25 protein-coding genes and 1 tRNA gene are annotated in these 25,361 nt (G+C 69.8%); 16 read left to right on the top strand and 10 right to left on the bottom strand.

Annotation, left to right across the window (positions count from 1 at the left end):
- Positions 1 to 68: 68 nt before the first annotated feature.
- A complete protein-coding gene (locus tag ACFZDA_RS11155; RefSeq protein ID WP_391078255.1) occupies positions 69 to 563 on the top strand; it encodes an SUKH-3 domain-containing protein in 495 nt (164 codons plus the stop codon).
- A 17-nt stretch (positions 564 to 580) separates the two neighbouring features.
- On the opposite strand, the gene ACFZDA_RS11150 is transcribed toward ACFZDA_RS11155, so the two are convergent.
- Entirely contained in the window at positions 581 to 1,879 is a 1,299-nt protein-coding gene (locus ACFZDA_RS11150; RefSeq protein WP_391078253.1) for a histidine kinase, read from the bottom strand.
- 167 nt (positions 1,880 to 2,046) lie between these two features.
- Here ACFZDA_RS11150 and ACFZDA_RS11145 point away from each other — a divergent pair, with 167 nt between their 5' ends.
- The 8 genes from ACFZDA_RS11145 (at position 2,047) to ACFZDA_RS11110 (ending at position 8,604) form a co-directional block, all read left to right on the top strand.
- Positions 2,047 to 2,922 (top strand): hypothetical protein, encoded by an 876-nt coding sequence (locus ACFZDA_RS11145; protein ID WP_391078251.1) that lies wholly within the window; start codon positions 2,047 to 2,049, stop codon positions 2,920 to 2,922.
- 12 nt (positions 2,923 to 2,934) lie between these two features.
- Positions 2,935 to 3,006, top strand: a tRNA-Gln gene (locus ACFZDA_RS11140).
- Between the two features lie 121 nt (positions 3,007 to 3,127).
- Positions 3,128 to 4,573 (top strand): bifunctional UDP-N-acetylglucosamine diphosphorylase/glucosamine-1-phosphate N-acetyltransferase GlmU, encoded by a 1,446-nt coding sequence (glmU, locus tag ACFZDA_RS11135; protein WP_391078248.1) that lies wholly within the window; start codon positions 3,128 to 3,130, stop codon positions 4,571 to 4,573.
- A 136-nt stretch (positions 4,574 to 4,709) separates the two neighbouring features.
- Complete coding sequence (locus ACFZDA_RS11130; RefSeq protein WP_020271633.1) at positions 4,710 to 5,690, top strand: ribose-phosphate diphosphokinase; 981 nt, start codon at positions 4,710 to 4,712, stop codon at positions 5,688 to 5,690.
- A 204-nt stretch (positions 5,691 to 5,894) separates the two neighbouring features.
- Positions 5,895 to 6,488, top strand: coding sequence for a 50S ribosomal protein L25/general stress protein Ctc (locus ACFZDA_RS11125; RefSeq protein WP_391078245.1), 594 nt, complete (start codon positions 5,895 to 5,897; stop codon positions 6,486 to 6,488).
- Between the two features lie 69 nt (positions 6,489 to 6,557).
- Positions 6,558 to 7,160: an aminoacyl-tRNA hydrolase gene (pth, locus tag ACFZDA_RS11120; RefSeq protein ID WP_391078242.1), complete on the top strand. Its 603-nt coding sequence runs from the start codon at positions 6,558 to 6,560 to the stop codon at positions 7,158 to 7,160.
- 42 nt (positions 7,161 to 7,202) lie between these two features.
- Entirely contained in the window at positions 7,203 to 7,709 is a 507-nt protein-coding gene (locus ACFZDA_RS11115) for a hypothetical protein (RefSeq protein WP_391078574.1), read from the top strand.
- 196 nt (positions 7,710 to 7,905) lie between these two features.
- Entirely contained in the window at positions 7,906 to 8,604 is a 699-nt protein-coding gene (locus tag ACFZDA_RS11110) for an LPXTG cell wall anchor domain-containing protein (RefSeq protein WP_391078239.1), read from the top strand.
- A 66-nt stretch (positions 8,605 to 8,670) separates the two neighbouring features.
- Here ACFZDA_RS11110 and ppc read toward each other — a convergent pair whose 3' ends face one another.
- Positions 8,671 to 11,403: a phosphoenolpyruvate carboxylase gene (gene ppc / locus ACFZDA_RS11105; protein WP_391078236.1), complete on the bottom strand. Its 2,733-nt coding sequence runs from the start codon at positions 11,401 to 11,403 to the stop codon at positions 8,671 to 8,673.
- Between the two features lie 294 nt (positions 11,404 to 11,697).
- Between ppc and ACFZDA_RS11100 the strand changes: the two genes are divergently transcribed.
- Together ACFZDA_RS11100 and ACFZDA_RS11095 are read left to right on the top strand one after the other, a co-directional pair.
- Complete coding sequence (locus ACFZDA_RS11100) at positions 11,698 to 12,714, top strand: fatty acid desaturase (protein WP_391078233.1); 1,017 nt, start codon at positions 11,698 to 11,700, stop codon at positions 12,712 to 12,714.
- Positions 12,711 to 13,388 (top strand): TetR/AcrR family transcriptional regulator, encoded by a 678-nt coding sequence (locus tag ACFZDA_RS11095; RefSeq protein WP_037668217.1) that lies wholly within the window; start codon positions 12,711 to 12,713, stop codon positions 13,386 to 13,388. Before ACFZDA_RS11100 ends, ACFZDA_RS11095 begins: the two co-directional genes overlap by 4 nt.
- On the opposite strand, the gene ACFZDA_RS11090 is transcribed toward ACFZDA_RS11095, so the two are convergent.
- Positions 13,385 to 13,759: a VOC family protein gene (locus ACFZDA_RS11090; protein ID WP_391078230.1), complete on the bottom strand. Its 375-nt coding sequence runs from the start codon at positions 13,757 to 13,759 to the stop codon at positions 13,385 to 13,387. The two genes, ACFZDA_RS11095 and ACFZDA_RS11090, sit on opposite strands and share 4 nt — an antisense overlap.
- Positions 13,759 to 14,580 carry a trans-aconitate 2-methyltransferase gene (locus ACFZDA_RS11085; RefSeq protein WP_391078228.1) on the bottom strand — a complete coding sequence of 274 codons (822 nt, stop codon included), beginning with the start codon at positions 14,578 to 14,580 and terminating at the stop codon, positions 13,759 to 13,761. Before ACFZDA_RS11085 ends, ACFZDA_RS11090 begins: the two co-directional genes overlap by 1 nt.
- Positions 14,581 to 14,705: 125 nt before the next feature.
- Between ACFZDA_RS11085 and tamR the strand changes: the two genes are divergently transcribed.
- The gene (gene tamR, locus ACFZDA_RS11080) at positions 14,706 to 15,203 is read left to right on the top strand and encodes a MarR family transcriptional regulator TamR (protein ID WP_391078225.1); all 498 of its coding nucleotides are present in this window, start codon (positions 14,706 to 14,708) and stop codon (positions 15,201 to 15,203) included.
- Here tamR and ACFZDA_RS11075 read toward each other — a convergent pair.
- Positions 15,162 to 15,929: a response regulator transcription factor gene (locus tag ACFZDA_RS11075; protein WP_356926358.1), complete on the bottom strand. Its 768-nt coding sequence runs from the start codon at positions 15,927 to 15,929 to the stop codon at positions 15,162 to 15,164. The two genes, tamR and ACFZDA_RS11075, sit on opposite strands and share 42 nt — an antisense overlap.
- Before the next feature lie 305 nt (positions 15,930 to 16,234).
- On the opposite strand from ACFZDA_RS11075, the gene ACFZDA_RS11070 reads away from it, so the two are divergent.
- A complete protein-coding gene (locus tag ACFZDA_RS11070; protein WP_391078221.1) occupies positions 16,235 to 16,693 on the top strand; it encodes a GNAT family N-acetyltransferase in 459 nt (152 codons plus the stop codon).
- 80 nt (positions 16,694 to 16,773) lie between these two features.
- Positions 16,774 to 17,013: a hypothetical protein gene (locus tag ACFZDA_RS11065; protein ID WP_391078219.1), complete on the top strand. Its 240-nt coding sequence runs from the start codon at positions 16,774 to 16,776 to the stop codon at positions 17,011 to 17,013.
- On the opposite strand, the gene galK is transcribed toward ACFZDA_RS11065, so the two are convergent.
- The 3 genes from galK to galT are packed head-to-tail and all read right to left on the bottom strand — an operon-like array spanning position 16,987 to position 20,210.
- Positions 16,987 to 18,162, bottom strand: coding sequence for a galactokinase (galK, locus tag ACFZDA_RS11060; RefSeq protein ID WP_391078216.1), 1,176 nt, complete (start codon positions 18,160 to 18,162; stop codon positions 16,987 to 16,989). The two genes, ACFZDA_RS11065 and galK, sit on opposite strands and share 27 nt — an antisense overlap.
- 27 nt (positions 18,163 to 18,189) lie before the next feature.
- Positions 18,190 to 19,152 (bottom strand): UDP-glucose 4-epimerase GalE, encoded by a 963-nt coding sequence (gene galE, locus ACFZDA_RS11055; protein ID WP_391078213.1) that lies wholly within the window; start codon positions 19,150 to 19,152, stop codon positions 18,190 to 18,192.
- On the bottom strand, positions 19,149 to 20,210 hold the full coding sequence (gene galT, locus ACFZDA_RS11050; RefSeq protein ID WP_391078210.1) for a galactose-1-phosphate uridylyltransferase: 1,062 nt from the start codon (positions 20,208 to 20,210) through the stop codon (positions 19,149 to 19,151). The genes galE and galT overlap by 4 nt, the downstream gene beginning before the upstream one ends.
- A 164-nt stretch (positions 20,211 to 20,374) precedes the next feature.
- Here galT and ACFZDA_RS11045 point away from each other — a divergent pair, with 164 nt between their 5' ends.
- Both ACFZDA_RS11045 and ACFZDA_RS11040 read left to right on the top strand, forming a co-directional pair.
- The gene (locus ACFZDA_RS11045) at positions 20,375 to 22,066 is read left to right on the top strand and encodes a sodium/solute symporter (RefSeq protein ID WP_391078207.1); all 1,692 of its coding nucleotides are present in this window, start codon (positions 20,375 to 20,377) and stop codon (positions 22,064 to 22,066) included.
- Between the two features lie 18 nt (positions 22,067 to 22,084).
- Positions 22,085 to 22,399 carry a hypothetical protein gene (locus tag ACFZDA_RS11040; protein WP_391078204.1) on the top strand — a complete coding sequence of 105 codons (315 nt, stop codon included), beginning with the start codon at positions 22,085 to 22,087 and terminating at the stop codon, positions 22,397 to 22,399.
- Between the two features lie 165 nt (positions 22,400 to 22,564).
- Here ACFZDA_RS11040 and ACFZDA_RS11035 read toward each other — a convergent pair whose 3' ends face one another.
- Together ACFZDA_RS11035 and ACFZDA_RS11030 are read right to left on the bottom strand one after the other, a co-directional pair.
- Entirely contained in the window at positions 22,565 to 23,275 is a 711-nt protein-coding gene (locus ACFZDA_RS11035; protein ID WP_391078202.1) for a LuxR C-terminal-related transcriptional regulator, read from the bottom strand.
- A gap of 238 nt (positions 23,276 to 23,513) precedes the next feature.
- On the bottom strand, positions 23,514 to 25,349 hold the full coding sequence (locus tag ACFZDA_RS11030; protein WP_391078199.1) for a PQQ-binding-like beta-propeller repeat protein: 1,836 nt from the start codon (positions 25,347 to 25,349) through the stop codon (positions 23,514 to 23,516).
- Between the last annotated feature and the right edge of the window lie 12 nt (positions 25,350 to 25,361).

The following is a 25,361-nucleotide window of genomic DNA, read 5'->3' as shown; positions in this document are numbered from 1 at the left end:
ACGCACACCGAAAACACCACCGGCACCACTGCGCCCACCACCCCTGACCTCGACGAGACGAAGGGCAGATGCACACCGACCGCACGTCCACCACACGCTTCGCCGTACAAGTCGACGCCGCCCTGCGCGCCGCCGGCTGGCAACCCGGACGCTGGGACATCAAACAAGCCGAGATCTGGGCGGACACCCTCCGCGACCACGTCTCACCCGCCGGCCACCGCCACACCGTCTTCCCCGCGGCCGTCGAAGCCTGGGCCGAATTCGGCGGACTCCACATCACCCCCACCGGCCCCGGCCGGCAAGTCGCCCCCGCCACCCTCCACCTCGACCCACTGCACGGCCTCCACCTGGCCCGCACCCTCGGCGACCTCGGCCGCGCCCTCGGCACCGAGGTCTGCCCCCTCGGCGCCGAAACCGACAGCCAGGCCCTCCTCGCCATCGACACCGAAGGCCGCGTCTACACCCTCGACCACACCGGCGACTGGTACCTCGGCCCCGACATCGACCAGGCCCTGACCACCCTCATCGCCGGCACGGAACCCACCCGCCTGACAACAGGATGACCCCCCACACCGCGGGCTTACGACGCCGGAATCACCGCGGACACCCGAAAACCCCCCGCATCCGTCGGCCCGGACACGAACACCCCGCCCAGCGCGGCAACCCGCTCCTTCATCCCCACCAGCCCGTTCCCCCCGGACGGCAACCGCGCCGACGACGCCGCCGCCTCGGGCGGCTCGTTCTCCACCTGCATCGCGATCTCCGACACCCGATGCGCCAGCCGCACATACGTCTTCGCCCCGGCCGCATGCTTGTGGACGTTCGTCAACGCCTCCTGCACCACCCGGTACGCCGTCTGCTCCACCTCCGGCGCATACGAGCGGGCCTCCCCCTCCACCGTCAGATCGACCACCATCCCCGCCGCGGCCGACTGCCCCACCAACTCCTCGATCTCCGCCAGACACGGCCCCTCGTCATCCGCCGCCCGCGAAGCCGCCGCCGCGGCAGCCACCCCCACCGCCGCCAACGGCACCGACGCCGCACGCTCACGCCGCGGCTCCCCGCCACTGCGCAGCACCCCCAGCATCTCCCGCAACTCGGTCAGCGCCTGCCGCCCCATGTCCCCCACCAGCGCGGCGTTCCTGACGGCCTTCTCGGGATCCTTCCGCGCCACGGCCTGCAACGCGGCGGCATGCACGACCATCAGACTCACCCGGTGCGCCACCACGTCGTGCATCTCCCGGGCGATCCGCGTCCGCTCCTCGTTCCGCGCCCACTCGGCCCGCTCCTCGGCCCGCTCCGCGAGCAGCTGAAGCTCCCGCTCCAGACTGTCCGCCCGCTCCCGCAGGCTCTCCATCAGCCGCCGCCGGGCCCCCACATACAGACCGAGCAGCACCGGGGGCGCCGTGAACCCCAGCGACATCGTGACGGCGGCGAACGGCACGAACCAGTCCCCGAGGTCCAGATCCCCCCGCGACATGTCCTGCCGCGTCTTCACGAACGTCACGATCAACGTCCCCACCAGCGACATCCCCGCCAGCGAGGCGACGATCCGCCGGGGCATCTCGGCCGCGGCCAGCGTGTACAGGCCGACCACGCCCATCAGGAAACCCATCTCGGCCGGCGTGATGGCGATCGACACCAGCACGACGGCGATCGGCCAGCGCCGCCGCACGACCAGCACCGACCCGGCCAGCAGGCCGAAAACGACCCCCGCGGCAACCGGGACCCCCGCGTCCCTGGCGAACGGAATTCCCTCCAGCCCGCACTCCAGCGCGGACACCACGGCCAGACTCACATCGAACACGGCACTACGCCGTCTGGCCCACCACCACGGCCCTCCCCGGGCCGTCACATGGTCTTCCCCCGTCGCGGTCATGGCTCCAGCCTACGGGCGGCCCCCGCCGGTTTTCCGGAGAGTTTCCCGCACTGACCTACACCACACTCCGTGACCGTTCGGCTGCGATACGGCCCGATATCCCTCGAACTGCTGAATCGCTCACCGTTCGATCCCGGAACCTTCCATTCCGCCCGGACGGTATGCGTATGACACATGCACCCGGCAAATACGCGGACTTCGAAGGGCTGCGGGAACGGGCAGTGGCCTTGCGACGCTCGGGCTGCAGCCTCCGCCAGATCCGCGACGAGCTGAAGATCTACAACAACGACATCCTCAACCAACTGGTGAAGGGCGAGCCCCCGCCGGCCTGGACGAAGCGCCCCCGGGCGAAGGACGACCTGAGGGAGAAGGCGAGGGAGCTCCGCCTCCAGGGCTGGACGTACGACCAGATCGAGGTCGAGCTGGGGTGCTCGAAGAGTTCGATCTCGCTGTGGGTACGGGACCTGCCGAAGCCGGAGCGCCGACAACGGACCCGGGAGGAAGCCTCGGCGATCGCGAAGCGGGGTTGGGAAGCAAAGCTGCGGCTACGCGAGGAGGAACGCCGGCGAACCAGAGAAGTGGCAACGCGCGAGATCGAGCACCTGACCGATCGTGAACTGTTCCTGGTCGGCGTGGGCCTTTATTGGGCCGAGGGCGCGAAAAGCAAGCCGTACCGTCGGCAAGAGCGCGTGATCTTCGTGAACAGCGACCCTGGCATGATCACGGTCTTCCTGGCCTGGCTCGACATGCTCGGCGTCGAACGGGAACGCCTGAAGTTCGCCGTGCATGTCCACGAGAGCGCAGACGTAGCGGGCGCCGAGCAGTTCTGGGCCGATCACGTGGGGATCAACCGAGCCTCGCTCCTGAAGACCACGCTCAAGAAGCACAACCCCAGCACGAACCGGAAGAACACCAATGAGGGGTACTACGGCTGCGTCCGTGTCGATGTACGCGGCGGAGCAGACCTATACCGTCGCATCGAAGGCTGGTGGTGGGGCATAGTAGGGGAGGCTCAGTCGCGCACTCCGCGAACGGCTGTCTGACTGGGCTTGCCATCCGCCGTGGTGTAAGTGGCAGCACTGGGTCTTTTGGTGTCCTCAGTCCGGGTTCGAGTCCTGGCGGCGGAGCAAAGCTCGGTTCGGGTCCTGACTGGCAAACCCTTAGTCAGGACCCGCACCCATCTCTCCCACAAAACCCCCCGGTATCCTGCGGATGTCACCCACCCCATCCACAGCCGAAGGGCATCCCGTGAGCGCCAACCGCCCGGCAGCCGTCGTCGTTCTCGCAGCGGGTGAGGGCACCCGTATGAAGTCGGCCACACCCAAGGTCCTGCACGAGCTCTGCGGCCGCAGTCTCGTGGGACACGTGCTCGCCGCCGCGGGCGAGCTGCACCCCGAGAACCTGGTCGTCGTGGTCGGCCACGCCCGTGAGCAGGTCACCGCCCATCTCGGCGAGATCGCCCCGGACGTCCGCACGGCGGTACAGGCGGAGCAGAACGGTACGGGGCATGCCGTGCGGATGGGGCTGGAGGCGCTCGGCGGGTCCGTCGACGGGACGGTCGTCGTCGTGTGCGGGGACACTCCCCTGCTGGCCGGCGAGACGCTGCGGGCCCTGGCCGCCACCCACACGGAGGACGGCAACGCGGTCACCGTGCTGACCGCCGAGGTGCCGGACGCGACCGGCTACGGCCGGATCGTGCGGGACGACTCGGGTGCCGTGACGGCGATCGTGGAGCACAAGGACGCCTCCGACGTCCAGCGGTCGATCCGGGAGATCAACTCGGGGGTGTTCGCGTTCGACGGGCAGTTGCTCGCCGAGGCGCTGAAGAAGGTGCGGACGGACAACAGCCAGGGCGAGGAGTACCTGACCGATGTCCTGGGCATTCTGCGTGCGGCCGGGCACCGGGTCGGGGCGTCCGTCGCGGGCGACCACCGTGAGATCGCCGGTATCAACAACCGCGTGCAGTTGTCCGAGGCGCGTCGCATTCTCAACGACCGGCTGCTCACCGAGGCCATGCTGTCCGGTGTGACGGTGATCGATCCGGCGACGACCTGGGTCGACGTGACGGTGACGTTCGAGCAGGACTCTGTCGTGCATCCGGGTACGCAGCTGCACGGGTCGACCCATCTCGGGGAGGGTGCGGAGGTCGGGCCCAACTGCCGGCTGACGGACACCCGGGTGGGGGCCGGTGCGCGGGTCGACAACACGGTGGCCGTGGGTGCGGAGGTGGGGCCCGGGGCGTCCGTGGGGCCGTACGCGTATCTGCGTCCGGGGACGCGGCTGGGCGCCAAGGGCAAGATCGGGACGTACGTCGAGACGAAGAACGCGTCGATCGGGGAGGGGACGAAGGTGCCTCATCTCTCCTATGTCGGTGACGCGACGATCGGTGATTTCTCCAACATCGGTGCCGCGAGCGTGTTCGTGAACTACGACGGCCGGGAGAAGCACCACACGACCATCGGTTCACATTGCCGTACGGGCTCGGACAACATGTTTGTGGCGCCTGTCACGGTCGGGGACGGTGCGTACACCGCCGCCGGGTCTGTGATCACCAAGGATGTGCCGCCCGGTTCGCTGGCCGTGGCCCGTGGTCAGCAGCGGAATATCGAGGGTTGGGTGGCTCGGAAGCGTCCGGGGAGCGCGGCTGCGAAGGCGGCCGAGGCGGCTTCCCGGGGGTCGGCCGAGGAGGGCTGACCGGAAACCGGTGCCTGAAACACGGCGTACGGTGATAAGTGCACACCCGCACCCCCACCAGTTGAGACGGCCTCTCGCAAGCCGGCTGAGAGGTCTCTCGGAACCCCAGCTGCGACACCTCTGAGGAGACAGTGCTGTGACCGGGATCAAGACGACCGGCGAGAAGAAGTTGATGTTCTTCTCCGGCCGCGCCCACCCCGAGCTTGCCGAGGAGGTCGCCCAGCAGTTGGGTGTCGGGGTTGTCCCGACGAAGGCCTTCGACTTCGCGAACGGCGAGATCTATGTGCGTTATCAGGAGTCGGCACGTGGTGCCGACTGCTTCCTGATCCAGAGCCACACGGCTCCGATCAACAAGTGGATCATGGAGCAGTTGATCATGATCGACGCGCTGAAGCGTGCGTCGGCCCGCTCCATCACCGTCATCGTGCCGTTCTACGGTTACGCGCGGCAGGACAAGAAGCACCGGGGACGTGAACCGATTTCGGCGCGTCTGATCGCGGACATGATGAAGACCGCCGGTGCGGACCGGCTGCTGACCGTGGATCTGCACACGGACCAGATCCAGGGCTTCTTCGACGGTCCGGTGGACCATCTGTTCGCGCTGCCGCTGCTGGCGGACTACGTGGGCCGGAAGGTGGACCGGGAGAAGCTGACGGTGGTGTCTCCGGACGCGGGCCGGGTGCGGGTGGCCGACCGCTGGTGCGACCGGCTGGGTGCGCCGCTGGCGATCGTGCACAAGCGCCGGGACAAGGATGTCGCGAACCAGGTCACCGTCCACGAGGTCGTGGGTGAGGTGAAGGGGCGCGTGTGTGTTCTGGTGGACGACATGATCGACACGGGCGGGACGATCTGTGCCGCGGCGGACGCGCTGTTCGCGCACGGCGCGGAGGATGTGATCGTGACGGCGACGCACGGTGTGCTGTCGGGTCCGGCGGCGGATCGGCTGAAGAACTCGCGGGTGAGTGAGTTCGTGTTCACGAACACGCTGCCGACGCCGGGTGAGCTGAGTGCGGATCTGGACAAGATCTCGGTGCTGTCGATCGCGCCGACGATCGCGAGTGCGGTGCGTGAGGTGTTCGAGGACGGTTCGGTGACGAGCCTGTTCGACGAGCAGTAGGAGTCCCTGGGCTTCTCGGCCGGGGTTGTGTAGATCGTTTTGGGTGCGGCCTCCGTCGCCGAGTAGACTGCTGAAGTTGCTCGGCGAGGGAGGCCGTACCGCTTCTTCTGGAAGCTTGTGCGGCGGTCCGTTATCGACGCGCTCTTCGTAGCAGGCCGTTCGTGGCCGGGTGACCACGTCCGTTTCTGACTTCGAGGAGTGAGTATGTCCGAGGTGAAGATCTCCGCCGCGACGCGCACCGAGTTCGGCAAGGGTGCCGCGCGCCGTATCCGTCGTGAAGACAAGGTTCCGGGTGTGCTGTACGGGCACGGTTCGGACCCGCTGCACCTGACCCTTCCGGGTCACGACCTGCTGATGGCGCTGCGTACGCCGAACGTGCTGATCGCGCTGGACATCGACGGCAAGCAGAACGAGCTGGCGATTCCGAAGGCCGTGCAGCGTGACCCGCTGAAGGGTTTCCTGGAGCACGTGGACCTGCAGCTGGTGAAGCGTGGCGAGCAGGTCAACGTCGAGATCTACGTGCACACCGAGGGTGAGCTGGCTCCGGGCGGCAACCTGCTGGAGCACGTGCTGAACGCGCTGCCGGTGGTGGCCGAGGCGACGCACATCCCGGAGTCGGTGACGGTCTCCGTGGAGGGTCTGACGGCGGGTGACTCCGTCCTTGCCAAGGACATCCCGCTGCCGAAGGGCACGACGCTGGACGTGGACGCTGACACCGTCGTTCTGCAGGTGCTGGCCGCGCAGGCGGAGGAGGCCGAGGGCGAGGAGTCCGAGGGCAACGAGGCCGCTGAGGCCTGATCCTCTTCGTCGTCGTTTCGTCGGCCGCTGTTCCCGTGCGGAGCAGCGGCCGACGCGTATGAAGGAGACATGGACGTGACGACGGATGCGGCCGTTCCCTGGCTGATCGTGGGGCTGGGCAATCCGGGGCCGGAGTACGCGGGGAACCGGCACAACGTGGGTTTCATGGTGGCCGATCTGCTGGCGGACCGGGTCGGGGGGAGGTTCAAGCGGGCCGGGAAGGCGCAGGCGCAGGTCGTCGAGGGCCGGATCGGGCCGCCGGGGCCGGCCAGCCGGCGGGTGATCCTGGCGAAGCCGATGTCGTACATGAATCTGTCGGGCGGGCCGGTGAACGCGTTGCGGGATTTCTACAAGGTGCCGGTCGCCCATGTGGTGGCGATTCATGATGAGTTGGACATCGATTACGGGGTGTTGCGGCTGAAGCTGGGTGGCGGTGACAACGGGCACAACGGGCTGAAGTCGATGACGAAGGCGTTCGGGGCGGATTATCACCGGGTGCGGTTCGGGATCGGCCGGCCGCCGGGGCGGATGCCGGTGGCGGATTTCGTGCTGCGGGATTTCTCGTCGGCGGAGCGCAAGGAGCTGGACTACTTCGTGGACCGGGCGGCGGACGCGGTGGAGTGTCTGGTGATCGAGGGGCTGGAGCGGGCGCAGAGTACGTACAACTCCTGACTTGTCACCCACGGGAGTTGACCGGCCGTGCGGGTATGGCCAATGATCCCGGCCATGCCTGCCTCTGCCACCGCCGCCGCTCGCCCCAGCGCCCATGCCGTGCTGCGGTTCGGGCGGTTCGCGGTGATGGGTGCGGTGGCGGTGCTGATCCTGATCGCGGGTGTGTGGGCGTCGTGGGGTACGGCGCAGCACGTGATGCTGACGAAGGGCCGGGAGCACGGCACGGTCGATGTGACGCGGTGCGGGCCGGACATGTGCACGGGCCGGTATGCGCCGTTGTCGGAGGGTTCGCAGCCGCGGTCGCGGGTGGTTCTGGAGAAGTCGGTCGCGGTGCACAAGGGCCGGACGTACACGGTGGTCATGAAGCCGGGCAGCGATGAGGCGGTGCGTTCGGGTCCGGCCGGGGTGCTGTACGCGTGGATTCCGCTGGGTGGTGCGCTGTTGCTGGCGTCGGTGGTGGTGGCGGGCGGTCTGCTGCGCACGCGGGCGGCGTGGGTGATGGCGTTGTCGGGGGTGGCGTTGCTGACGGCGGCTTTCGTGGCCGTCTAGTGAGTGCCTGGGTGACCGGCTGTGGCCGCCTCGATGACCGGGCTGGGTGACCGTCTGAGGGGGTGTGGCGTTCTTCCCTTCTGTGGCGGGGGCGAGCGTTGCGCGTTCGTGCTTGACGGGGCCGCGGGCGAGGCTGGAAGCTGAGCCGCCCCCTCCACATCTTCCCGATCCCTTCACGAAGATGGACGTCCTCCCGATGCGAACCCTCATGCCCGCCGGCGCTGTCTGCGCCGCCGCTTCCGCGGTTCTCCTGCTCGCTCCGGCCGCTCACGCGACCCCTCCCGGTGACAACGGCACGGTCAAGATCCACGACGCTTCGACGGGCGAGGAACTGCGCCGCAACGAGCCGCATGTGTGCGCGTTCTACCTGGACGCCTTCGGTTTTGACGGCGTCCAGGAGGTCGACTGGCACATCGACGCGATCCCCCCGAGCGAGAACAAGGGGGAGACGGTGAAGTCCGGCGCGCTCACGCTGGACGGTCAGGGTCACGGCCGTACGGAGGATCTGTCGCTGCCCGACGGGCACTACAAGCTGTTCTGGAACTTCGACGGCGAGAAGGGTGCCGCCAAGCACAAGGTGTTCTGGACGGACTGCGAGGACGAGCAGGAGCCCGGCGGTTCGACGCCGTCCGGGTCGGCTTCCCCGTCGCCCTCGTCCGGGGCGTCCGAGGCGCCGTCGGCGGAGCCGGGCACGTCGGGGTCCCCGAGTTCGCCGGCCGGCGGGGGTGCGTCGGCGTCCTCGTCGCCGTCGGCGTCGCCGCAGGGCGGTGCGGGCGGTGATCTCGCCGAGACGGGCAACGGGGCGCCGGTGGGTCTGCTGTCCGGGGTGGCGGCGGCGCTGGTCGCGGGCGGTGGGTTGCTGGTGCTGCGTCGCCGGAGGCTCGGCCGGGGCTGAGCGTGGGACGTGCCGTGCCCCCGAGCCTGTACGGGCTCGGGGGCACGGTTGTGTCCGGGGTGCGGGTCAGCCGGTGTTGCGCAGGCCCGCTGCCACGCCGTTGACGGTGAGGAGCAGGGCGCGGGCGAGCAGCGGGTCGGGCTGTTCGCCGGCGGCGGCCGCGTCGCGCTGCCGCTTGAGCAGGGCGACCTGGAGGTAGGAGATGGGGTCGAGGTAGGCGTCGCGGATGGCGAAGGTCTGCTTGAGGACGGGTTCGGCGTCGAGGAGTTCCTGTTCGCCGGTGACCTTCAGGACCTCGGCCACGGTCAGTTCGTGTTCGGCCCTGATGGTGTCGAAGACGTGCTTGAGGTCGTCGGGGACGAGGGTGTCGACGTAGTGCTGGGCGATCCGCAGGTCGGTCTTGGCCAGGGTCATCTCGACGTTGGAGATGAAGTTGCGGAAGAAGTGCCACTGTCCGTACATCTCGTCGAGGACGGTGTCCAGGCCCGCCTCGCGCAGTGCCTTCAGGCCGGAGCCGACGCCGAACCAGCCGGGGACGATCTGCCGGGACTGGGTCCAGCCGAACACCCAGGGGATGGCGCGCAGGCCGTCGAGCGAGACGCCGGAGCCGGGGCGGCGGGAGGGCCGGGAGCCCAGGTGCAGGTCGGCGAGCTGGTCCACCGGCGTCGACGCGAGGAAGTACGTCGGCAGGTCGGGGTCCTCGACGAGGCGGCGGTAGGCGGCGTGGGCGGCGTCGGAGACGACGTCCATCGCGGCGTCCCAGCGGGCGAGGGCCTCGGTGGACTGGCGGGGTGCGGTGTGCAGGGCGGAGGCCTGGAGGGTGGCCGCGACGGTGAGTTCGAGGTTCTCCCGGGCCAGGGACGGGATGAGGTACTTGTCGGAGATGACCTCGCCCTGCTCGGTCACCTTGATCTCGCCCTCCAGGGTGCCCCAGGGCTGGGCGAGGATGGCGTCGTGGGTGGGGCCGCCGCCGCGGCCGACGGTGCCGCCGCGGCCGTGGAAGAGGCGCAGGCGGACGCCGTAGCGGTGGGCGACGTCGCGCAGGCGGCGCTGGGCGCGGTGGATCTCCCACTGGCTGGTGGTGATGCCGCCGAACTTGGAGGAGTCGGAGTAGCCGAGCATGACCTCCTGGACGTCGCCCCTGAGCGCGACGAGGCGCCGGTAGGACGGGTCGGAGAGCATGTCCTCCAGGATGGTGTCGGCGGCCTTGAGTTCGTCGGTGGTCTCCAGCAGGGGCACGATGCCGATCTTGGCCCAGCCGGCGTGCAGGTCGATCAGGCCGGCTTCGCGGGCGAGGACGGCGGCGGCGAAGACGTCGTCGGCGCCCTGGCACATGGAGATGATGTACGACTCGATGACCTCGGGCCCGAAGACCTCCAGGGCCTTCTTCACGGTCTGGAAGACGCCGAGGGTCTTCTCGCCGGGCGCGTCGACGGGTGCCGGGGTGGGCGCGAGGGGGCGGCGGGAGCGGAGTTCCTTGGCGAGGAGCTTGGCGCGGTAGTCGCGGGGCATGTCCGCGTACCGCCAGGACTCCTCACCGAGCCGGTCGAACAGCTGACCGAGGGCGTGGTGGTGGGCGTCGGCGTGTTCGCGGACGTCCATGGTGGCGAGCTGGAGGCCGAAGGCGGCCAGGGTGCGGATGGTGCGGGCGAGGCGGCCGTCGGCGAAGAGGCCGCCGCGGTGCTCGCGCAGGGAGCTCTGGATGATCCTGAGGTCGCTGATCAGCTCGCCGGTGCCGAGGTAGTCGCGGCCGGGTACGTGTGCGGTGCCCTTGGCGAGGCGCTGCTTGGTGTTCTCCAGCTTCTGCCGGATGCAGGTGGCCTTGAGCCGGTAGGGCTCCTCGGCGTTGAGGCGCTTGTAGCGGGGGCTGATCTCGGGGAGGTTCTCCAGGTCGGCCTGGAGGGAGGTCAGCAGTTCCTCGGTGGCGCCGGCGTAGCGGATGGAGTTGGACAGGAAGCCGCGGAGTTCGTCGATGGTCTCCAGGGCGTCGTTGATGCCGTGTTCGTGCTGGAGGATGAGGACGTCCCAGGTGACCTGGGGGGTGACGTTCGGGTTGCCGTCGCGGTCGCCGCCGATCCAGGTGCCGAAGGTGAGGGGGCGGGTGTCGTCGGGGAGCTTGACCCCGGCGCGCTCCAGCTCGGCGGTGAGGTCCTCAAGGACGTCGCCGACGGCGCCGGCGTGCAGTTCGTCGAGGTAGTAGATGGCGTTGCGGGCCTCGTCGGCCGGCTCGGGGCGGACGACGCGCAGTTCGTCGGTCTGCCAGACGAGGTCGATGTTCTCGGCCAGGCGGGTGTCGAGGCGGCGGCGGTCGGACTCGATGACCGGGGTCTCCAGGAGGGCGGCGACACGCCGGAGCTTGTTGAGGACCGACCGGCGGGCGGCCTCGGTGGGGTGGGCCGTGAACACGGGGCGGACGTTGAGGTTGCGGACCGTCTCGCGCAGGTGTTCGGGGTCGGCGTCCTTGAGCCGGTCGGCCGTGCGGGCGAGCAGTCCGCCCTCGGCGGCGCGGCGGGCGCGCAGCTCGCGGCCTCGGTGGACCTGTTCGGTGACGTTGGCCAGGTGGAAGTAGGTGGAGAACGCGCGGACCAGCTTGGCCGCGGTGTCGAGTTCGGTGCCGCGCAGCAGCTCGGCGGCGGCCTCGCCGTCCTCACGGGTGAGGCGGCGGACCTTCTCGACGAGCTCCAGGAGCTCGGGACCCTCCTGCCGGACGAGGGTCTCTCCGAGGAGGTCACCCAGTCGGCGGATGTCGGCACGCAGCTCACTGCTCGTCGTGGTGGTCTGGTCGTCGGCACTGCTCACAGGTGCGGCTCCTTGCAGTGTTGAAGCTCGTCTGGGAGGGGGTACCCGGACGGCGTCTCGCGCGGCGGGCGCCGCATACGGGCCGGACATCCGGGAAGAAATCAGAGCGGACCGCGCTGTCCGACCGACTCCAGGATAGGTGTCGGCCGGGACGCGCAGGCCCTCGGGCTCTTGCCGCCGGGCGACGCGCTGCCATACTTACGATGCCGTAGGTTACGGAACCGTAGGAAGCACTGCGGGGTTCCCGTGCTCCGGCACCCTCCTCTCCATCCACATACCCCCCAGGGGACGCGTATGACCAGTAGTTCCGACGTGATCGAGAACGCCCCGAAGGCGTCCGGTCAGGCAACCGACCAGGCTCCCCCCGCCACGCTGGGCGGCGAGCGGAAGCGGTCCATCGAGCAGATCGCCCTCCTCCTCTTCATCACCGTCCCGTTCCTCGCGCTGCTGGCGGCGGTGCCGCTGGCCTGGGGCTGGGGTGTGAGCTGGCTGGACCTCGGTCTGCTGGTGTTCTTCTACTTCCTGGGATGCCACGGCATCACGATCGGTTTCCACCGTCACTTCACCCACGGTTCCTTCAAGGCCAAGCGGCCGCTGAAGATCGCGCTGGCGGTCGCCGGCTCCATGGCGGTCGAGGGTCCGCTGGTCCGCTGGGTGGCCGATCACCGCAAGCACCACAAGTTCTCCGACGCGGAGGGCGACCCGCACTCGCCGTGGCGGTTCGGCGAGACGCTCCCGGCCCTGATGAAGGGCCTGTGGTGGGCACACATCGGATGGATGTTCGACGAGGAGCAGACACCGCAGGAGAAGTACGCCCCGGACCTGGTCAAGGACAGGACGCTGCGCGCGATCTCCCGCCAGTTCGTGCTGTGGACGGTCGTGTCGCTGGGCCTCCCGGCGCTGATCGGCGGGCTGGTCACGATGTCCTGGTGGGGCGCGTTCACGGCGTTCTTCTGGGGCTCACTCGTCCGGGTGGCCCTGCTGCACCACGTGACGTGGTCGATCAACTCGATCTGCCACGCGGTGGGCAAGCGCCCCTTCAAGTCGCGCGACCGCTCGGGCAACGTGTGGTGGCTGGCGATCCTGTCCTGCGGCGAGTCCTGGCACAACCTGCACCACGCCGACCCCACCTCCGCGCGGCACGGGGTGATGCGCGGCCAGCTGGACTCCTCCGCACGGCTGATCCGCTGGTTCGAAATGCTCGGCTGGGCGTACGACGTGCGCTGGCCGTCACGCTCGCGTATCGATTCGCGCCGTAACACCGGGGAAGGCGGCTCCCCGCGCGGGAAGGAGCCCGTCAAGGCGGCATGATGGTCGCTGTGGCGACCGACTCGAGCAGCACCCCCAGCAACGACAAGCCGCGGCGAGTGCGTCGCACCCGGATGACCGGTGCCGAGCGCCGCCAGCAGCTGCTGGAGATCGGTCGCACGCTCTTCGCCGCGAAGGGTTTCGAGGGCACGTCGGTGGAGGAGATCGCGGCGAAGGCCGGGGTCTCCAAGCCAGTGGTCTACGAGCACTTCGGCGGCAAGGAGGGGCTGTACGCGGTGGTCGTGGACCGCGAGATGCGCCGTCTGCTGGACATGGTGACCAGCTCTCTCACGGCCGGTCACCCCCGCGAACTGTGCGAACAGGCGGCCTTCGCCCTGCTGGACTACATCGAGGAGTACACGGACGGTTTCCGCATCCTGGTCCGTGACTCCCCCATCCCCCAGTCGACGGGGTCCTTCGCCTCCCTCATCTCGGACATCGCCACCCAGGTGGAGGACATCCTGGGCCGCGAGTTCAAAAGCCGCGGGTTCGACCCCAAGCTGGCTCCGCTGTACGCCCAGGCACTGGTCGGCATGGTCGCCCTGACCGGCCAGTGGTGGCTGGACGTACGCAAGCCGAAGAAGGCCGAGGTGGCCGCGCACCTGGTGAACCTGGCGTGGCACGGCCTGGACGGGCTGGAGGCCAAGCCGCATCTGATAGGGCGCCGCAAGGCCTAGGCGGACCCCCTCTGGAGAGGTGCGAGGAATTCCAGACGGTTGCCCACTGGGTCCTGTGAGTAGAAGCGCTTGTGTCCCGGCAGGGCTGCGTCCCAGGTGACCGGCGCCCCGTGGGCCTCCAGCCGGGCGGCGTACGCGTCGATGTCCGCCACCCGCAGCCCGGGGTGGGCCTTCTTCGCCGCCCGGAAATCCTTCTCGATGCCGACGTGCAGCTGCACGGCACCGGCCTGGAACCAGCATCCGCCGCGCCGTGCGAGCACAGGCGGCTTCGGAATCTCGGTCATGCCGAGGACATCGACGTAGTAGACGCGCAGCCGCTCCTCGCTTCCAGGCGGGGCGGCGAGCTGGACGTGGTCGAGGGCGGTGATCATCACACCTCCTTCCGGGCCACGGCGAACAGGCGCCGGAACGGGAACGGCGTGCCGTGCGGCCCCGTCGGATAGGCCTCGCGCAGGGCGGCCCGGTACTCGGTGAGGAAGCCGTCCCGCGCCTCGGGGTCGTCGGCGAGGGCGGTCAGCACGGGCCGCAGGCCGGTCCCCTTCACCCAGTCCAGGACGGGGTCCTCGCCCTGGAGCAGATGGAGGTACGTCGTCTCCCACACGTCGGCGGTGCAGCCGAGCGAGGTGAGCCGCTCCAGGTAGGTCTCGGGGGTGTGGACGGCGTCGCCGTGGCGCAGGACGCCGGCGAGCCGGTCGCGCCGGTGCGGTGCGCGGGCGAGGTCGCGCATGAGGCGGTGGCTGGGGGCGTCGAAGTTCCCGGGCACCTGGAAGGCGAAGATCCCGGCGGGTTTCAGCCCAGCCACCCAGTCGGCGAACCGGTCGAGGTGTCCCGGCACCCACTGCAGCGTGGCGTTGCTGATGATCAGGTCGCAGGGCTCGTCCGGCGCCCAGGTGCGGGCGTCGGCGTGGGCGAAGCCGATGCGGCCGCCGCCCGGGGTGGGCCCCTCGTGATCGACATGGGCCTTGTCGAGCATCTCGGGCGAGTTGTCGTAGCCGGTGATCCGGGCGGTGGGCCAGCGGGCGGCGAGCAGCGCGGTGACATTGCCGGGCCCGCAGCCCAGGTCGGCGATGCGGGGAGGATCGCCGGGGAGGTCGGGGACGCGGGCGAGGAGGTCGGCGAAGGGGCGGGCGCGGTGGCCGGCGTGACGGAGGTACTGGGCGGGGTCCCAGGTGGGGGCGGTGGGGGCGGGCATGGGTCCTCCAGGTGTCCATGATGGCCGTACGGCACGCACACACAGCGTGACACCCAATTTATCTCGACGTCAAGAAAATCAACATCAAGAGACTCTACGTCGACACAACCACTACACTGATCGCCATGGAGGACGAGGTCGACCGGCTGGTCGCAGCATGGCGCCGGGAGCGCCCGGACCTCGACGTCGAACCGCTCGAGGTGCTCAGCCGCGTGAGCAGACTGGCCCGGCATCTGGACCGGGCACGTCGGCTGGCCTTCTCCGAGCACGGCCTGGAGCCGTGGGAGTTCGACGTCCTGACGGCGCTGCGCCGCGCGGGCACGCCGTACCAGCTCTCGCCGGGACAGCTCCTCACCCAGACGCTGGTCACATCGGGCACGATGACGAACCGCATCGACCGCCTGGCGAAGAAGGGCCTGGTGGAACGCCTCCCCGACCCCAGCGACCGCCGAGGCGTCCTGGTCCGGCTGACGGCCGAGGGCCGGGACCGCGCGGACCAGGCCCTGGCGGGGCTGCTGGAGCAGGAGCGCGCGATCCTCGCGGAGCTCTCCCGCGCCCAGCGCGCCGAACTGGCGGGGCTGCTACGCCAGCTGACCGCCCCGTTCGACAACATCCCCGGCTAGGTCGGCGGGCCCGACTCCGGCACGTCGGGCGAGGGCGACGGCGGCGAGCGTGGAGTGCACGCCCAGCTTGCCCAGCACGTTCTGCATGTGCGTCCGTACCGTGTGCGGCGACAGGAAGAGGCGCTCGGCGACGGCTTTGCGCCCCAGCCCCGCCACCATGCACCGCAGCACTTCCCGCTCACGCGGAGTGAGGGACTCCACCAGCCGCTCGCTCTCCGTGCGGTGCTTGCGCGCGGCGGTCAGTTCCCGCAGCACGCCGGTCAGCAGGGCCGGCGGCAGATGCGTCTCGTCGCGCAGCACGCCCCGGATGACCGTGAGCAGCCGGGACAGCGAGCAGTCCTTGGCGACCCACCCGCAGGCCCCGGCCTGAAGGGCCAGCGCGGCACGGCGCGGGTCGTCCTTCTCGGCGAGCACGACGATCCGTACGTTCGGCTGCGCGGACCGCACGCCCGTGACGAGGGAGATCCCGTCGACGAGCCCGTCCTCGTTGCCCTCCTGCACCGGGACGGCCGGGCGGGCGCCCGGCACCTTGCCGCCCAGATCGGCGTCGACGAGCAGCACATCGAACCGCCGCCCCTCGGCGACCGCCCGCTCCAGGCTGCGCAGCGCGGCGGGGCCGCTGCCGGCCGCGGAGACCTCGACATCGGGCTCGGCGGCCAAGGCCGCCGCGAGTGACTCGGCGAAGATGCGATGGTCGTCGACGACCAGGACTCGGATGCGAACCACGTAACCCCCTTCCCCAGGCTCCTGAAGAGCAGGGGATACCCCATCGTCGGAAGACGGCACCGCGCGGGTACGACACCGAGGTGCTCGGATCTGCTGCATCTGTCCGTCCGTCCTCGCAGCAGCCCGGCCGGGTCGCCGCAGCCGCACGGCCGCCGCCGTGCAGAAACCGCTCCCCCCACCCCGGGTGTCGCACCCGGCTGTCTCGCCCCCTGATCGGCACCGGCCCCCACCGGTGCTGTTCATCAGAGTACGGGCGGGGGCCCGGAGCGGAAGGTTATTTGCAGAACTGACTGTCCTGCGCGTTTATGGTGTGCCGCATGTTCCGTCTTGAGACAGAAGTCGACAAGGCCCGACGTGATCTGCTCCGTACGCGCCTGCGGGAAACGAACACGGCCGCCTCTCCGGTGCTGCGCGCCCTGCGCGGAACGCCGGACGAAAGGGACGTCCCGTTGCACGTGTGGGCTGTGAACGACACGGACGACGGCCTGGCGGGCGGCCTCGTCGGCTACACGTGGGCGACCTGGCTCCACGTCACCTACCTGTGGGTCGACGAACGCCACCGGGGCCGGGGCCTGGGGGCGCGGTTGCTTTCGGAGGCCGAACGCCTCGCCGCCCGCGACCGCGGCTGCCGCGCGGCCCGCCTGGAGACCTGGGACTTCCAGGCCCCGCGCTTCTACGAGAAGCAGGGGTACGAGGTGGTGTGCGTGGTGCCGGACTATCCGCCGGGGATCACGGAGTACACGCTGACGAAGCGGCTGGGCTGAAGCCCTCGTTGCCGTCGCGTGCCGGCTCACGGATAGCGTTGGTTCGCTTGACCGTCCCCCCACCTCAACGGGAGAACACTGTGAACGACGGGGCGTCGTCCGACAAGATCGCCGGTGCGGATTCGGCCGATTCGCCCTCGGCTTCGCCGTCGGTGTCCGCGACGGCGGACGGCTACTGCGTCGACGAGAGCAAGGCTGACCTCAAGAACCGCGAGACGAACAAGCTGCAGGGCACGTCGCCGGGAGAGGAGCGGGCGCCCTTCCCACGGCGGGAGGGGCGCCAGGCCGGTGTGTCAGCGCAGGCGGCGTGCCCCCGCTGACGGCACCGCCTCGAAGACGCGGGGTGTCGTGAAGCCCGCCGCGGCGAAGGCTTCCTGGACGGCCTTGGTGATCGGGTCCACGTCCGGCTCCTCCGCCAGGACGATCGCCGAGCCGCCGAAGCCGCCGCCGGTCATGCGGGCGCCCAGGGCGCCGGAGGCGAGGGCCGTGTCGACGACCAGGTCCAGTTCGGGGCAGGAGATGCGGAAGTCGTCCCGGAGGGAGGCGTGGCCCTCGACCAGGACCGGGCCGATCGCGCGGGTCTGGCCCGACTCCAGCAGGGACACCACCCGTTCGACGCGCTCGTTCTCCGTGACGATGTGGCGGACCAGGCGGCGGACCTCCTCCTCGTCGCCGAGGCGGGCCAGGGCCGCGTCGAGGCCGGCGTAGGGGATGTCCCGCAGGGCGTCGACGCCGAGCAGGGCCGCGCCCTTCTCGCAGCCCGCGCGGCGCTTGCCGTACTCGCCCTCGCTGTGGGAGTGCTTGACCTGCGTGTCGACCACGAGCAGGCGCATGCCCTCGGCCGTCAGGTCGAAGGGGATCTGGCGCTGGGAGAGGTCGCGGGTGTCGAGGAACAGGGCGTGGCCCGCCTCGCAGCACGCCGACGCGGTCTGGTCCATGATGCCGACCGGGGCGCCCACGTAGACGTTCTCCGCGCGCTGGCACAGGCGGGCCAGTTGCCAGCCCCGCAGGCCGAGGGCGAAGAGGTCGTTGAGGGCCAGCGCCACGGCCACTTCCAGCGCCGCCGACGACGACAGGCCCGCGCCCGAGGGGACCGTGGAGGACAGGTGGATGTCCGCGCCCGTCACCGCGTGGCCGGCCTCGCGCAGCGCCCACACCACGCCCGCCGGGTACGCCGTCCAGTTCTTGTCCGACTCGGGGGACAGGTCGTCCAGGCGGAGTTCGGTGACTCCGCCCCCGACGTCCGCCGAGTGCAGGCGGAGCACGCCGTCCTCGCGGCGTGCGACCGCCGCCACCGCCTGGTGCGGCAGGGCGAACGGCATGACGAAGCCGTCGTTGTAGTCGGTGTGCTCACCGATGAGGTTGACGCGGCCCGGTGCCGCCCAGACTCCGTGCGGCCCGGCGCCGTACAGCTCCGTGAACCGCTCGGCGACCGCTCCGGCGGCCTCGTCGGCAACAGCCTCGCTCATCCCTGACCCCTGACCCTTCGTTCCGTACTAGTTGCCGCGCCGCTGCGCGAAGTCCCAGGCGTCCGCGACGATGCCGTCGAGGTCCGCGCGGGACGGGTTCCAGCCCAGTTTCTCGCGGGCCGTGGCGGCCGACGCCACCAGGACCGCCGGGTCGCCGCCCCGGCGGGGGGCGACCACTTCCGGGATCGGGTGGCCGGTCACCCGGCGGACCGTCTCGATGACCTCGCGGACGGAGAAGCCGTTGCCGTTGCCGAGGTTGCAGATGAGGTGCTCGCCGGGGGCGGCGGCCCGCAGCGCCAGCAGGTGGGCCTCGGCCAGGTCCGCGACGTGGATGTAGTCGCGCACGCAGGTGCCGTCCGGCGTCGGGTAGTCGTCGCCGAAGACGGAGATCGCCTCGCGCCTGCCCTGCGCGACCTGGAGGACGAGCGGGATCAGGTGGGACTCGGGGTCGTGGCGCTCGCCGTACTCGCCGTACGCCCCGGCCACGTTGAAGTAGCGCAGCGAGACCGCGCCCAGGCCGTGGGCGGCCGCCTCGCCGGTGATCATGTGGTCGACGGCGAGCTTCGAGGCGCCGTACGGGTTGGTCGGGGAGGTGGGCGCCGACTCGACGATCGGGACCTGGTCCGGCTCGCCGTACGTCGCCGCCGTGGAGGAGAAGACGAGCTTGCGGACGCCCGCCTCGCGCATCGCCGCGAGCAGTGCCATGGTGCCGCCGACGTTGTTGTCCCAGTACTTCTCCGGCTTCACGACCGACTCGCCGACCTGCGAGAACGCGGCGAAGTGCAGGACGCCGTCGAAGGAGGGGTCCAGCCACTTGGCGGCGTCGCGGATGTCGCCCTCCACGAAGGAGGCGCCCGCCGGGACGCCCTCGCGGAAGCCCGTGGAGAGGTTGTCGAGGACGACGACCTCGTGACCGGCTTCCAGCAGGTGCTGGGCGACCACGCCGCCGACGTAACCCGCGCCGCCCGTCACCAGGTACTTCCCGCTCATGAACTCGCTACCTCTCGCAGTCGCTCGGCCGCGCGCTCCGGCGGCACGTCGTTGATGAACACGTTCATGCCGGACTCGGAACCCGCGAGGAACTTCAGCTTGCCGGAAGTGCGGCGGATGGTGAAAAGCTCGAGGTGGAGCGCGAAGTCCTCGCGCACGACCCCGTCGAACTCCTCCAGCGCGCCGAACGGGGCCTGGTGCCAGGCCGCGATGTACGGCGTCGGAGGCTCGCCCTCACCGAAGATCCGGTCCAAGCGCCTCAAGAGTTCCAGATACACCTTGGGGAACTCTGTGCGCGCGGCCTCGTCCAGCCCGAGCAGGTCGGGCACGCGGCGCTTGGGGTAGAGGTGGACCTCGTACGGCCAGTGCGCCGCGTACGGCACGAAGGCCACCCAGTGGTCGCCCTCCAGGACGACCCGCTCCTCGGCGAGTTCCCGCTCCAGGACGGCGTCGAAGAGGTTCTCCCCGCCCGTCATCTCCTTGTGGGCCGCGACGGAACGCAGCATCAGGGCGGTGCGCGGGGTGGTGAAGGGGTAGGCGTAGATCTGTCCGTGCGGGTGCTGGAGGGTCACGCCGATCTCGGCACCCCGGTTCTCGAAGCAGAACACCTGCTCGACGGAGGGGAGATGGGACAGCTCCGCCGTACGGTCCGTCCACGCCTCCAGCACCAGGCCGGCCTGCTCCTCGCTCAGGCTCGCGAAGGACGCGTTGTGGTCGGACGTGAAGCAGACGACCTCGCAGCGGCCGGAGTCACCGGCCAGCGAGGGGAAGCGGTTCTCGAACACGACGACGTCGTACGACGAGTCCGGGATCTCGCTGAGCCGGTCGCCCTCGGAGGGGCACAGGGGGCACTCGTCGGCCGGGGGATGGTAGGTGCGGCCCTGGCGGTGCGAGGCGACGGCGACCGAGTCGCCGAGCAGGGGGTCGCGGCGGATCTCGGACGTGGTGACGGTGCGGTCCAGCGGGCGGCGGTCGGCCGCGTCCCGCACGGTGTCGTCACGCAGGTCGTAGTAGATGAGCTCGCGACCGTCGGCCAGCCGGGTCGAGGTCTTCTTCACGCCGGACTCCTCATCCTTCAAACATAACCAAACATATAAAAACACGGCTCTCCCCAATCGTCAACATCACAATCAAACAAAGAGCATCAACAGACGTGTTCAATATCTGAAGACCGAGGCGTAGATTCCGCGAGGTATCGGTTCACGCAACGAAGCGAGGGCTCATGCATCCCCCCACGCATCCCCCCGTCCACCTGGCAGCCGAGCTGCGACTCCCCACGAACTGGCTCGACTACACGATCCTCGGCATCTACTTCGTCGTCGTCCTCGGCATCGGCTTCGCCGCCCGCCGCTCGGTGAAGACCAGCCTCGACTTCTTCCTCTCCGGCCGTTCCCTGCCCGCCTGGGTCACCGGCCTCGCCTTCATAGCCGCCAACCTGGGTGCCACCGAGATCCTCGGCATGGCCGCCAACAGCGCGCAGTACGGCGTCTACACCACGCACTGGTACTGGATCGGCGCCATCCCGGCCATGGTCTTCCTCGGCCTGGTGATGATGCCCTTCTACTACGGCTCCAAGGTCCGCTCCGTGCCGGAGTTCCTGCTGCTGCGCTTCGACAGGGCGGCGCACCTGCTCAGCTCGGTGCTCTTCGCCTTCGCCGCCATCCTCATCGCCGGCGTCAACCTCTACGCCATGGCCATCGTCGTCGAGGCGCTGCTGGGCTGGCCGGAGTGGGTGGCGATCGTGGTCGCCGGATTCTTCGTCCTGGCGTACATCACCCTCGGCGGCCTGTCCTCGGCGATCTACAACGAGGTCCTGCAGTTCTTCGTCATCCTCGCCGCGCTCATCCCCATCACCGCCCTCGGCCTGAAGAAGGTGGGCGGCTGGGACGGCCTGTCCGACTCCCTCACGAAGTCCCACGGCGCCGACTTCATGACCTCCTGGGGCGGCACGGGCATCGGCAGCGCCAATCCGCTGGGCGCGAACTGGCTGACGATCGTCCTGGGCCTGGGCTTCGTGCTCTCCTTCGGCTACTGGACGACGAACTTCGCGGAGGTCCAGCGCGCCCTGTCGGCGAAGAACCTCTCGGCGGCCCAGCGCACGCCGCTCATCGCCGCGTTCCCGAAGATCTTCATCGTCTTCCTGGTGATGATCCCGGGTCTGGTCGCCGCGGTGCTGGTCCCGAAGATCGGTACGCCAGGCTCCGACCTGCAGTACAACGACGCGATCCCCTACCTGATGGAGCAGCTGCTCCCGAACGGGGTGCTGGGCATCGCCGTGACCGGTCTCCTCGCGGCCTTCATGGCGGGCATGGCGGCGAACGTGTCGTCGTTCAACACGGTGTTCACGACGGACATCTGGGCGAAGTACGTGGTGAAGGGGCGGGAGGACGCGTACTACGTGCGCTTCGGCCGGCTCATCACCGCGATCGGTGTCCTGGCCTCCATCGGCACGGCGTTCCTGGCGTCGTCCTTCTCCAACATCATGAGCTACCTCCAGACGCTGTTCTCCTTCTTCAACGTGCCGATGTTCGTCGTCTTCATCATCGGCATGTTCTGGAGGCGGACGTCGATGAAGTCGGGCTTCTGGGGTCTGCTCGCCGGCACCACGGCCGCGATGGTCAACTACTTCGTCCTCTACAAGCAGGGCATCGTCGACATCCCCTCCGACCAGGGCGCCAACTTCGTCTCGGCGATCGCGGGGTTCGTCGCGGGCGCGGTCGTCATGGTGGCGGTGTCGCTCTTCACCGCGCCGAAGCCGGTCGAGGAGCTCCAGGGGCTGGTCTACGGCACGACCTCGCCGGGCATGGCGGAGCCGCCGGCGCCCGGGGACGAGGCCTGGTACCGCAGGCCGGCGCTGCTGGGCTGGGGCGCGGTCGTGCTGGCCGCGGCCTGCTACATCCCGTTCTCGTTCTGACCGAGGGAGGATTGACAGATGTCCGAGTTCTACTCCGAGAAGGACGTGCAGCGGGAAGTCACCGAGTTGCAGGGCAAGTCGGCGACGGCAGCGCGGCTGTTCGACATCCGGCGGATCATCGGTGGGCTGTTCGTGGTCTACGGCGTGATCGTCACGATCGCGGGGTTCACGGTGTCCGATGCCGACCTCGACAAGGCGGAGGGTGTGAACATCAACCTGTGGACCGGGCTGGGAATGCTCGCGCTGGGGGTGTTCTTCCTGGTCTGGCTGAAGCTGCGGCCTGTGGCGCCCGTTCCGCCGGATGCCGTGCCGGGGGATGAACCGAGGGAGTGACCGCGGGCGCCCGGTGGCCCTGGGCCCGGCCCTCGGCGGGTGAGTCGTCGAGCGGACCACCGGGCGCTTGCACGATCAACTCATGGATGGCTACGAGCGCTTCGAAGGGTGGGTCCTGGCGAGACGGAATCGAGTTGAGGGGCGTCCCGAGCGCCGGCACGTCGGTCAAGCCTCCGGTCCCGCCCCCGGATCCGGCGTCACCGTCCGCCGCAGTGACCCCGCGCGGTCCAGCAACCCCGTTCGTGCCGCCAGGGCCGCTGCCTCCAGGCGGGAGCCGACGCCCAGTTTCATCAGGACTCGCTGGACGTGCGTGCGGGCCGTGGAGGGGGCGATGCCCATGCCCGCCGCGATCAGGCGGGTGTCCTCGCCGTCGGCGACGCGGACCAGGACCTCGACCTCCCGTGGCGTGAGCATCGACAGCAACCGCTGCCCCTCGTCGTCCGGTTGGGCCGCCGGGTTGAGCAACTCGCTGAACGCCCCCTGCAGCAGTTGCGGCGCCACCGCCGCCTCCCCCGCCCTGGCCTTCATGATCGCCCGCTCGACACCCTCTATGCGCTCATCGTGCCGTACGTAGCCGGAAGCGCCCGCGGCGAAGGCTGCCGCGATGCCCCGCGGGCTGGGCACCGGTCCCAGGACCAGGACCGCGACCTGCGGACGCTCCCGCTTGATCCGCACCACCGGGTCGAAGATCCCCGGCTCCGCCGGAGTGGCCGTCCCCAGCAGGCACACCTCCGGCGCCCGCGTGATCACCAGCTCCGCCGCCCCCGCGGCCGGCGCCGCCGCGGCCAGCACCCGGTGCCCCCGCAGCTTCAGCGCCGAAGCCAGCGCCTCCGCCAGCAGTCGGTGGTCGTCGACCACCATGAGCCGCACTCCCATCGAGCAACCCCCCAGTCACCCCGGTCCCCCCAGATGGAAGCCCCCCGGCTCCCCCGCCTTCATGCCCCCGGAAGCTACACGCTTGTTCGACGTTGCGCTCCCCCTACCGGCGATAATCGCCCCGATCGCCGAAGGTCCCGCATTCCATGTTGACCGAACCGAACGCGAACGGTCCCGCCCCTGAACAGGGACGGGACCGTACCGGCACTCAGTCGGTCACCCAGCGGGCACCGATCGATCAGCTCGTACCGAAGCCGACCGCCAGGTACTCCTTCTCACTCGTACTGCTGGTCCGCTTGCTGGCGTACACCTTGGACATGAACAGGTGCCCGTCGCCGTACAGCAACTCGGAGTACTCCGGCGACATGGCGGTCTCCACGTCCCGCACCGAGTCCGTCGCCGGGTTCTCCAGCAGCTTCGTCTGCTTGAAGCTGCCCCCGTCGATGCTCACGATCTGGCCGCCCTTGTCGTACGGCGGCCGCTTGTACGCGATCAGGTTGCCGCCGTCCATGCGCAGCGGCGAGATCGTGTAGCCGTCGCCCGCGTCGGCCCGCTGCCCGGTCTGCTTGCCGGTGGAGAGGTCGAAGGCGACGATCTCGTTGGTCTGGCTGTACTCGCCGGTGCCGTCGTGCTCCTCGGTCGGCAGGTACAGCCGGTCGTTGCCGACGGCCAGCTGGTTGCAGTACTCGATGCGGGTGACGCCCTCGCAGCGGGCCGCGAACTGCTCGCCCGGCGCGGAGATGCGCGTACGCAGCTTGCCGGTCTTGTTGTCGATGGAGAAGAAGTCGGAGATGCCGCTGCCGTCGCCCGCGGAGTCGCCGACGTCGGCGGCCACGACGAGCGGGTTGGTCGACACGATGCTCGCGTACTCGATGCCCTGGGCCATCTTGTACTCCGAGATCACCTTGCCCGACTTGGGGTCGATGGTCTGGATGTGCAGCTGCCGCCGCTCGTACGTGCCGCACTTGCGCACCGCGACCAGCTTCTCGCCGCCGCCGTACCCGGCGTCGTAGCAGGAGTCGGTCGGCTTCGGGCTCCACAGGAGCTTGCCGGAGAGGTCGAAGGCGGCGCCGCCGCTGGTGCTGCCGACGGCGACGGTGTTGCCGCTGATCGTGACGTTGTCGAAGCTGATCAGCTGGTCACCGGTCTTGACGGTCTTGGTCCACAGCTCCTTGCCGGCGTCGAGGTCGATCAGGGCGAGCTGGCTGCACCCGTGCGACGGGTCGGCCTTGGTCGGCATCGCGGGCTGGTAGAGGACCGCCGTCTTGTTGTCGTCCGTGACGTGGCGGCTGGCCTGGCAGACCGGGCCGTCCAGCGGGATCGTCCACTGCTTGGCGCCCTTGTCGCGGTCGTAGCCGACGATCTCGGCGACGCCGCTCTTGGCGTACGTCTTGTCGGTGAGCCACGAGCCGGAGACGACGACCGTGCTGTCGTTCTTCACCTCGGGCATCGGCACCTGGAAGAGGACCTTGGCGCCGGTGTCGGCGGGGGCCTTCTCCTTGCCGCCGGAGGTGGTGCCGCCGTTGTCGTCGTCCGTGCCACCGGTGGTGCCGCCGGAGCTGGCGGTGTCGTCCTTCTTGCCGTCGTCCTTGGACGAGGAGTACCAGACTCCGCCGCCGACGATCAGGGCGATCGCCACGACCGCGGCGACGATGATGGCCACCTGCGCGTTGAACTTCCGGCCCCCGCCCGGCTGTCCGGGCTGCGGCTGGAGCGGCATGGTCGGCTGCTGATAGCCGTAACCGGGCTGCCCGTATCCCGGCTGGCCCGGCTGCCCGTAAGGCGCCTGCGGAGGCTGGCCGGGATAGCCGTAGCCGGGCGGCGCCTGCGGAGGCTGGGGCGCCTGGGGAGCCCCCTGCGGATAGCCGTATCCGGGCTGCGGCTGCTGCGCGGGCGGCGGGGGCGGCGTCTGCGGAGCCTGCGGAGCCTGCGGAGCCTGCGGAGCCTGCGGAGCCTGCGGAGCCTGCGGAGCCTGCGGGTAGCCGTACCCCGGCTGCGGGGGCTGGTCCTGGGGCGGCCCGAAGCCGCCCTGGGGCGGGGGCTGCTGGGGCGGCGGAGGCGGTGGCTGGGTCATGGCGTGAGTACC

The organism is Streptomyces sp. NPDC007991, from assembly GCF_042958445.1.
Taxonomy (GTDB): Bacteria; Actinomycetota; Actinomycetes; order Streptomycetales; family Streptomycetaceae; genus Streptomyces.
Note: the sequence above shows the minus strand (reverse complement) of the source record. Positions and strands in the feature narration are given on the sequence as shown.

Excerpts from the sequence above, each read along its gene's own strand:
- ACFZDA_RS11155 (WP_391078255.1), top strand. The coding sequence starts at position 69 with ATGCACACCGACCGCACGTCCACCACACGCTTCGCCGTACAAGTCGAC.
- ACFZDA_RS11150 (WP_391078253.1), bottom strand. The coding sequence starts at position 1,879 with ATGACCGCGACGGGGGAAGACCATGTGACGGCCCGGGGAGGGCCGTGG.
- ACFZDA_RS11145 (WP_391078251.1), top strand. The coding sequence starts at position 2,047 with ATGACACATGCACCCGGCAAATACGCGGACTTCGAAGGGCTGCGGGAA.
- ACFZDA_RS11125 (WP_391078245.1), top strand. The coding sequence starts at position 5,895 with ATGTCCGAGGTGAAGATCTCCGCCGCGACGCGCACCGAGTTCGGCAAG.
- pth (WP_391078242.1), top strand. The coding sequence starts at position 6,558 with ATGGACGTGACGACGGATGCGGCCGTTCCCTGGCTGATCGTGGGGCTG.
- ACFZDA_RS11115 (WP_391078574.1), top strand. The coding sequence starts at position 7,203 with ATGATCCCGGCCATGCCTGCCTCTGCCACCGCCGCCGCTCGCCCCAGC.
- ACFZDA_RS11110 (WP_391078239.1), top strand. The coding sequence starts at position 7,906 with ATGCGAACCCTCATGCCCGCCGGCGCTGTCTGCGCCGCCGCTTCCGCG.
- ACFZDA_RS11100 (WP_391078233.1), top strand. The coding sequence starts at position 11,698 with ATGACCAGTAGTTCCGACGTGATCGAGAACGCCCCGAAGGCGTCCGGT.
- ACFZDA_RS11095 (WP_037668217.1), top strand. The coding sequence starts at position 12,711 with ATGATGGTCGCTGTGGCGACCGACTCGAGCAGCACCCCCAGCAACGAC.
- ACFZDA_RS11090 (WP_391078230.1), bottom strand. The coding sequence starts at position 13,759 with ATGATCACCGCCCTCGACCACGTCCAGCTCGCCGCCCCGCCTGGAAGC.
- ACFZDA_RS11085 (WP_391078228.1), bottom strand. The coding sequence starts at position 14,580 with ATGCCCGCCCCCACCGCCCCCACCTGGGACCCCGCCCAGTACCTCCGT.
- tamR (WP_391078225.1), top strand. The coding sequence starts at position 14,706 with ATGGAGGACGAGGTCGACCGGCTGGTCGCAGCATGGCGCCGGGAGCGC.
- ACFZDA_RS11070 (WP_391078221.1), top strand. The coding sequence starts at position 16,235 with ATGGTGTGCCGCATGTTCCGTCTTGAGACAGAAGTCGACAAGGCCCGA.
- galK (WP_391078216.1), bottom strand. The coding sequence starts at position 18,162 with ATGAGCGAGGCTGTTGCCGACGAGGCCGCCGGAGCGGTCGCCGAGCGG.
- galE (WP_391078213.1), bottom strand. The coding sequence starts at position 19,152 with ATGAGCGGGAAGTACCTGGTGACGGGCGGCGCGGGTTACGTCGGCGGC.
- ACFZDA_RS11045 (WP_391078207.1), top strand. The coding sequence starts at position 20,375 with ATGCATCCCCCCACGCATCCCCCCGTCCACCTGGCAGCCGAGCTGCGA.
- ACFZDA_RS11040 (WP_391078204.1), top strand. The coding sequence starts at position 22,085 with ATGTCCGAGTTCTACTCCGAGAAGGACGTGCAGCGGGAAGTCACCGAG.
- ACFZDA_RS11035 (WP_391078202.1), bottom strand. The coding sequence starts at position 23,275 with ATGGGAGTGCGGCTCATGGTGGTCGACGACCACCGACTGCTGGCGGAG.
- ACFZDA_RS11030 (WP_391078199.1), bottom strand. The coding sequence starts at position 25,349 with ATGACCCAGCCACCGCCTCCGCCGCCCCAGCAGCCCCCGCCCCAGGGC.